Source organism: Sporosarcina luteola (assembly GCF_007991495.1).
Lineage (GTDB): Bacteria > Bacillota > Bacilli > Bacillales_A > Planococcaceae > Sporosarcina > Sporosarcina luteola.
In genome coordinates this window covers 1-6,996 of sequence record NZ_BJYL01000068.1, presented here as the reverse complement: position 1 = coordinate 6,996, position 6,996 = coordinate 1, and the positions used below count along the sequence as shown (strand labels likewise).

Annotated in this window: 6 protein-coding genes; 4 read left to right on the top strand and 2 right to left on the bottom strand. The window is 42.0% G+C overall.

The genetic code is table 11. The features are described from left to right. A partial coding sequence (locus SLU01_RS17690; protein WP_281288413.1) for an arsenic transporter occupies positions 1-1,279 on the top strand: 1,279 nt, incomplete at its 5' end. Between the two features lie 69 nt (positions 1,280-1,348). Here the strand turns inward: SLU01_RS17690 and SLU01_RS17685 are convergent. Next, positions 1,349-2,287, bottom strand: a complete 939-nt coding sequence (locus tag SLU01_RS17685; RefSeq protein ID WP_373866431.1) for a 1,4-dihydroxy-2-naphthoate polyprenyltransferase — start codon at positions 2,285-2,287, stop codon at positions 1,349-1,351. A gap of 255 nt (positions 2,288-2,542) precedes the next feature. On the opposite strand from SLU01_RS17685, the gene SLU01_RS17680 reads away from it, so the two are divergent. Further along, entirely contained in the window at positions 2,543-4,216 is a 1,674-nt protein-coding gene (locus tag SLU01_RS17680) for a MutS-related protein (protein WP_147060821.1), read from the top strand. Positions 4,217-4,351: 135 nt separating this feature from the next. On the opposite strand, the gene SLU01_RS17675 is transcribed toward SLU01_RS17680, so the two are convergent. Further along, positions 4,352-4,744 (bottom strand): disulfide bond formation protein DsbD, encoded by a 393-nt coding sequence (locus tag SLU01_RS17675; RefSeq protein WP_147060819.1) that lies wholly within the window; start codon positions 4,742-4,744, stop codon positions 4,352-4,354. A 160-nt stretch (positions 4,745-4,904) separates the two neighbouring features. Between SLU01_RS17675 and SLU01_RS17670 the strand changes: the two genes are divergently transcribed. Both SLU01_RS17670 and SLU01_RS17665 read left to right on the top strand, forming a co-directional pair. Next, a complete protein-coding gene (locus tag SLU01_RS17670; protein WP_147060817.1) occupies positions 4,905-5,993 on the top strand; it encodes a helix-turn-helix transcriptional regulator in 1,089 nt (362 codons plus the stop codon). A gap of 224 nt (positions 5,994-6,217) precedes the next feature. Continuing rightward, positions 6,218-6,850, top strand: coding sequence for an MOSC domain-containing protein (locus SLU01_RS17665; RefSeq protein WP_373866430.1), 633 nt, complete (start codon positions 6,218-6,220; stop codon positions 6,848-6,850). Positions 6,851-6,996: the final 146 nt, after the last annotated feature.

The window sequence follows — 6,996 nt, the reverse complement described above, 5'->3', positions numbered from 1 at the left end:
GTCATTGATTTTCATAATTACACTTACTTTTGTCATTTGGCAGCCTAGAAATTTATCAATTGGGTGGTCTGCCTGTATCGGCGCAGTGGTTGCATTGATAGTAGGAGTCGTCAATTTTCAGGACGTCATTGACGTAACCGGGATTGTTTGGAATGCAACGCTTGCTTTTATTGCAATTATTATCATCTCCTTAATCTTGGATGAAATCGGGTTCTTTGAGTGGTCTGCGCTCCATATGGCGAGATTGGCAAAAGGAAGCGGGATGCGCATGTTTGTTTACGTCAGTATCCTTGGGGCGGTCGTTGCGGCTTTATTTGCAAACGACGGAGCTGCACTTATTCTCACACCAATCGTGCTTGCAATGATACGGAATTTGAATTTGAATGAAAAAATGATTTTTCCTTTCATCATGGCAAGTGGTTTCATTGCCGATACGACATCTCTGCCGTTAGTCGTCAGTAACCTAGTTAATATCGTATCCGCAGACTTTTTTGGCATCGGCTTTGTTGAATATGCAACTCGAATGATTGTGCCAAACTTCTTTGCATTAATAGCGAGTGTTTTTGTGTTGTTGCTTTTTTTCCGGAAAAGCATTCCTAGAAACTATGAAGTTGAAGATTTAAAAGAGCCGAAGGATGCCATTAAAGATATAAAGTTGTTTCGACTAGCTTGGGTGATCCTAAGCGTGTTGCTCATCGGTTACTTCACAAGTGGCTTCACGGGATTGCCTGTCTCTATCATTGCTGGGCTTACGGCCATAATCTTTATGTTCTCTGCTCAAAGAAGCCCTGTCGTTCAGACAAAGCAAGTATTGAAAGGGGCTCCTTGGGCGATCGTCTTCTTTTCAATTGGGATGTACGTCGTCGTCTATGGGTTGCGTAATGTTGGTCTAACGGGTGTATTGGCAGATGTCATTCAATTGGCAGCCGATCAAGGACTTTTTGTGGCAACGGTTTCGATGGGCTTTATTGCAGCGATTTTGTCATCCCTCATGAATAATTTACCCACCGTCATGATCAACGCATTGGCGATATCCGAAACGACTACGACAGGACCGATTCGCGAAGCTTTAATTTATGCAAATGTTATCGGGTCAGATTTAGGACCAAAAATTACCCCGATTGGTTCATTAGCTACTTTACTTTGGTTGCATGTGCTTTCTCAAAAAGGTGTCAAAATCTCTTGGGGGAGCTATTTCAAAATCGGAATCATCTTAACGGTCCCCACACTACTGATTACACTAATTGGCCTATATGTATGGCTTTCAATCCTACAGTGAAACACATATCCGGGTTATTCAAAAAGCATGCCCTTCTGTATTAAAAAGACAGAAGGGCATGCTTTTGTTTTAAATGAAATAACTAATTAATAATCCAGCAGATAGCAAAAATCCAAAAAACGTATTGGTGAGAGCGGTTGACTTCATCGCTACTTTTAAATATTGAGGCTCAGTATCCCCTTTTTTGAATCCTTGAATTGCTAAAATTGGCTTTTTCACGGCTAAGAATACAACTAATGTCCAAGGGCTGATAGAGCCTAGCACAACAAGAACGACAATCCATAAATAAGAAACGACAAAAGAGATAGCTAAAGCATTAATTCCCTTTTCGTGACCAAGAAGGATCGCCAATGTTTTTCTTCCGCCTTTAATATCTTCATCGATATCTCGGATATTATTAGACATGTTAATGGCCCCAACTAGAATCCCGATAGGAATGGAAATTAGCACGCTTTGCATCGTAATCGTATTTGTTTGGATAAAGAAAGAAATGAGTACAAAGCCAATCCCCATTAATAGACCCGCAAATAGCTCTCCGAAAGGCGTATACGCAATTGGTAAAGGACCGCCAGTATAGAAGTACCCAATAGCCATACCGAATAAGCCAATTGCGACTAGCCACCAACTGCTATTCATACAAATATAGACGCCGATAACGGCAGCTAAAATATACAATAAGAATGCCACTGTTAACACGTTTTTCGGCTTTAAGCCATGTCGTACTATACCGCCGCCGATCCCGGTAGACTCCGCCGTATCCAATCCGCGCTTGAAATCGTAATACTCATTAAACAAATTCGTCGCAATTTGCAAAGCTAAACACGCCAACATCATAGCGATAAATAAAAGCCAATTGATCTTTGCTTCATACATTGCAATTACTGTTCCTAAAATGACTGGTGAAAATGTCGCAGTCAGTGTATGCGGGCGTGTCATTTTCCACATCAATTTTGCAGGACTAAGTTCATTTGTGTGTTTCATAAAGTTATTCAATTCCCTTACATTTATTCTAAATCTACATGAAGAGTTTCAATTTGAAACCAAGTTTTCTACCCTCCTATTATATCATGAAAGCCAAATCATGCATCCACTTCCCTAGATAATCACACATCTGATTATGAAACGAAAATGTTTATTTAACATATTTGGTTATTGCACTTCCGCCAAATATGTTTGATCCGAATATTGGATTGAGTCCAGCGTAATGCCAATTGAAACTTTTAGAGGTATGTTTTCGTAAAAAAGGAGAGAGAAGGTGATGTTATGGAAAATCTCATACTACTGATTGTAGCAGCAGGTATCGTAATCGTTATCTATTCTATATTGACCAAAAATCGTAAGAAGTTGAAACGGTTGCAGCATGAGTGGGAGACGGGAACGTTTTTGGCAACGCGCGAGGAAATCGCGTCTGTATCCTCGTATTGGAAAAACAAGAGAAGTGCCGCGGAATGGTATGGGGGAGTCGATCAGCTGACATGGAACGACTTGTCCATGACTAAGGTATTTGAAAAACTGAACTACACAAAAACGAGCGTGGGGTCGGAGTATTTATTCAACCAGCTGCGTGATATTGATCCGGTACTTGAAGGGGTTGCTGATAAAGAGAAGCTTTATACTTTGCTCGCGGAAGACCGGCAGTTAAGAGAAAAAGTGTTGCTAATGCTATCGGGTTTAGGCAAACGGAATTATGCCGATTCTTCTTCCTATTTTTATCAATTCAACGACCGGAAGATCAAGCACGCCTATTTGTACGTAGTATTAGCTTGCTTGCCGATTGTATCGATCATTCTTCTGTTTTTCAGTTTGAAGGTTGGCGCACTTTGTCTATTTAGTTCATTTGCTTTGAACTTAATCGTTTATTACCGGAATAAAAATCGATTGGACATTGACATGCATTCCATTACGTACGCAGCAGCCATTGTCAGTACGGGGAAACGCCTGGCGACGATTCACCATCCCCGATTCGAAACATTCAAAGCTGTTTTCAGCGGTGAAGGAAAAGGATTAAGAAAGACTTCCTTCTGGGGGAAAGCGCTGTCGATCGGCGGCAATACAGGCGGCGATTTCGATGCTTTGTTTGAATACATACGGATCGTATTTTTGCTTGACTTCATTGCGTACAACCAGATTGTCAAAACAATTGCCGCTCACCAAAAAGCGTATAAGCAAGTATGGGAGACAATCGGTGAACTTGATGCGGCGATGGCAGTGGCGTTTTACCGGAAATCGTTGCCATTGTTTACGACGCCGCAGTTTACGGATAAGGAAGAGCTCCGATTCGAAGACTTGGCTCATCCACTTATACAAAATCCTGTGACGAATTCTTCTCAACTTGGTAAAACAGTGCTTATCACAGGCTCGAATGCCTCAGGGAAATCAACGTACATAAAAGCAATTGCCATCAATGCAATCCTGGCACAGACGATCAACACAGCACTTGCTGCAACATGGACGATGAAACCGAGTTATATCGTCACATCCATGGCAATTCAGGACAATGTACTCGACGGGGACAGTTATTTCATCGCAGAAATCAAGTCGCTGAAACGGATCATCGAACTGATCAAGGCGAATAAACCGGTCATTTCATTCATTGACGAGATCCTAAAAGGAACGAACACGATCGAAAGAATCTCCGCCTCCGCAGCGATCATGGATTGGCTCGCTGTAAATCAAGGGATCTCAATTGTTGCTTCGCATGATATCGAGCTTACAGAAATGGCAGCGGAGTTGTACAGCAATTATCATTTCAGGGAGACAATCGAGAACGGCGAAGTGTTGTTTGACTATAAAATCCACGAAGGCCCTTCCATAACGAGAAACGCCATCAAACTACTGGAAGTCCTCGACTATCCGGAAAGCATTACGACAGAAGCAAATCAATTCGCCAGTCATTTCACGGAAGAGCGGGAATGGAAGCGGATGGTGGATGTATAAGAGGGAACTGTCCCGCGCATGCGGTTGTGCGTCCAAAGCAGATGGTCGCACGTCCAAAGCGGAAGGTCGCGCGTCCAAAATGGCTAGGCCTGATTCCAAAGAGCCTTATCTATTCTGTTTTTTCTATGCGGGAAATCATGATTTGTCCCTGCTGGGAGCATTGTATATTTTATAAACAATACTGCCAAATATAAACTTAATAGGATATAAAGAGAGCAGAATAGCGACTATCTGACTGAATGTCTTGAGCCCTCCTGTGAGATGTAGCTTTTCATTAATCACATAATTGGCCAATTGAATTAAAATAAACACAATGCCTACCGATACAGTCAACGCTAATAAGATTAAAACGACTTTTGAGATTGACAGTTTACTTAACTTGACGATGCTTCCATCACTTATAGAAAAGTAGATATAAGATAATGGGAGTAACAATAAGTACCAACTTGAGTAGCCAGATACAATCCAAGACCCCAACACTGCTAAGAGTACTATCCATCCGATTATATTAAATATTTTTTTATTCACTTTTCCTCTCCCCCTTCTGGAAAACTGAGGTATTCCATTATATCCCCCTTTTAAATACGGATTAACCTATGCTTCCGTTTCGCTATTGTGTAGGTGAACGCAACAACTATCATAAGACGCAAAGCTTGAACGGCTATAATTCAGGAAAGGAGGGAAGCGGGTGAACGAGTATATTCAGGAAATGATTGATTGGATTGAGGCGCGCCTGAAAGACAAGTTTTCGTTAGAGGAGCTGGCTGCACATATGGGCTATTCTCCTTATTACTGTTCGTTCAAATTCCATCAAGCGACTGGAATGAGCATGCGGCGTTATATTTTGCTCAGAAGGTTGTACCAGTCAATGCATGATTTAAAGATGCCGCGGAAAATTATTGACGTTGCATTGGATTATCATTATTCATCTCAAGAATCTTACAGCCGCGCATTCAAGACGGTGTTCGGTAGTACCCCCCGAGAATTCCAACTGCAGAATATGCCTGTCCAATCAATTGCAAAACTTTTAATGAAGCAAGAAGAAAGGAAGAATGAAATGGAGACAGTTAGAGAGCACGAGGTAATCCGACTGCAGAATGAGGCCCGCGAATTATTCGACCGGGGTGTACTGAATATCCTAAACGGTCAAATGATGTATGAAGAATTTGTCAGTAAAAAACTGATGGGGGACTCCGATTACGCTCCGTTCAATGAAGCAATGTGTGTGCATGAAACGACTGATAAGGTGTTCAGCTCGGAATTCATCCAGATTCGGGCAGCCGGCCATGGAGAAACAGTAGAGGCCTATCAGCAAAAAGTGGTTGCTCCACTGCAATCATTGCTGAATGGCGACTATCATGATATTGTCCTGTGGTTCGGTGAGGACATGTTTTGTCAGATGAATCTGTTGACCATCCTCGCTTACTTAGAACAATCCGGCTACCAGGGGCGTGTTTTTTATAATAGTTTTCGAGAAGACGAATTCAAGGTGGAACAGACGGAACTTAAGTTAGGCAACTATGATGAAGTATATCAAACCGTAATGATCCGACATATGAAGCCGGACTGCACTATCATGCCCGTCCTCTACCAGGCGATTGATTGGTATGTAGAGATGCTGAAAGCAGACAATCCGGTCACGCGTTTTATTGCCCATAACCACCAGCAGCCGACGGATGAACTACTGAAAAGACTATTCAGTGTTTTCCCGATGATTGGATATGGTGATACGCAATATATGGAATTGATTAACCATATCGATACTCATACGATTTAATAAGCGAAAATATTCGAGAAAGGGCTGTCCAGATAGTCGGAAAAGTGACTTTCTGCGACAGTTTTTTGTGGTCAGGGATGGTCCTCCTCGTCTAGTAATTATTTGATTAGCCATGGAAGTTTTACCGATGGTATAGTTGAAGGAACAGAAAGTGGGGCATGCAAAAAGTGGGAATGATAAATTTGATTGAACTAAAAAACTTTTCTATTGGAAGACCGAAACCGATGAAATATGGCGACGGAAAGGAAATAACTACCGGTATACGAAAAGAAACGGTGGAAGAGGCTTTTTTAACAACAGAAGGTTTTCGCGGTGACGGCGTAGGCGACTTGCGTTTTCACGGTGGTCCTGATCGGGCAGTGTGCGTCTATCCATTCGAACATTATAAGCAGTGGGAAGAAGAATTTGGACAGCCTTTAGCCCCTTCAAGCTTTGGAGAGAATATAACGGTAACCAATATGTTGGAAGCAGATATTCATATCGGTGACATCTTTCAGTTAGGGGAGTCGGTTATCCAAGTCACACAAGGCAGGATTCCGTGTAGTACAATCACTAAGCGAACGAATTTACCATTCCTTTTAAAGCGAATGGTGGAGACCGGTTTTACAGGCTACTTATGCCGGGTGTTAGAGGAAGGAACTGTTAGACGAGATTCCAAGATAACACTGATTGAACAGCATCCTCAGCAAGTGTCGATTCTTTTCGCAAACGAGATCTATTTTCGTGCTCCAAAAGATATTGAAGGTATGCAAAAGATACTCGACGTTGCACAACTGGCTGAAGAATGGCGAGAACCATTGGAAAAAAGGCTACATAAACTTGTAAATGTTGGAGCTGTCCAAAAAGTCGAAAACTGACTTTCTGAGACGGTTTTTTTATTTGAAGCTCGACAAAAGTAAGTGGTTTATTCTAAATCCGCTTATTCTTTCACGGCGCTCGTTTCTCTGAGACAACCATACTTTACGAGCTGCTAATTGCCTGTCAGCGCATAAATCTGCATTGA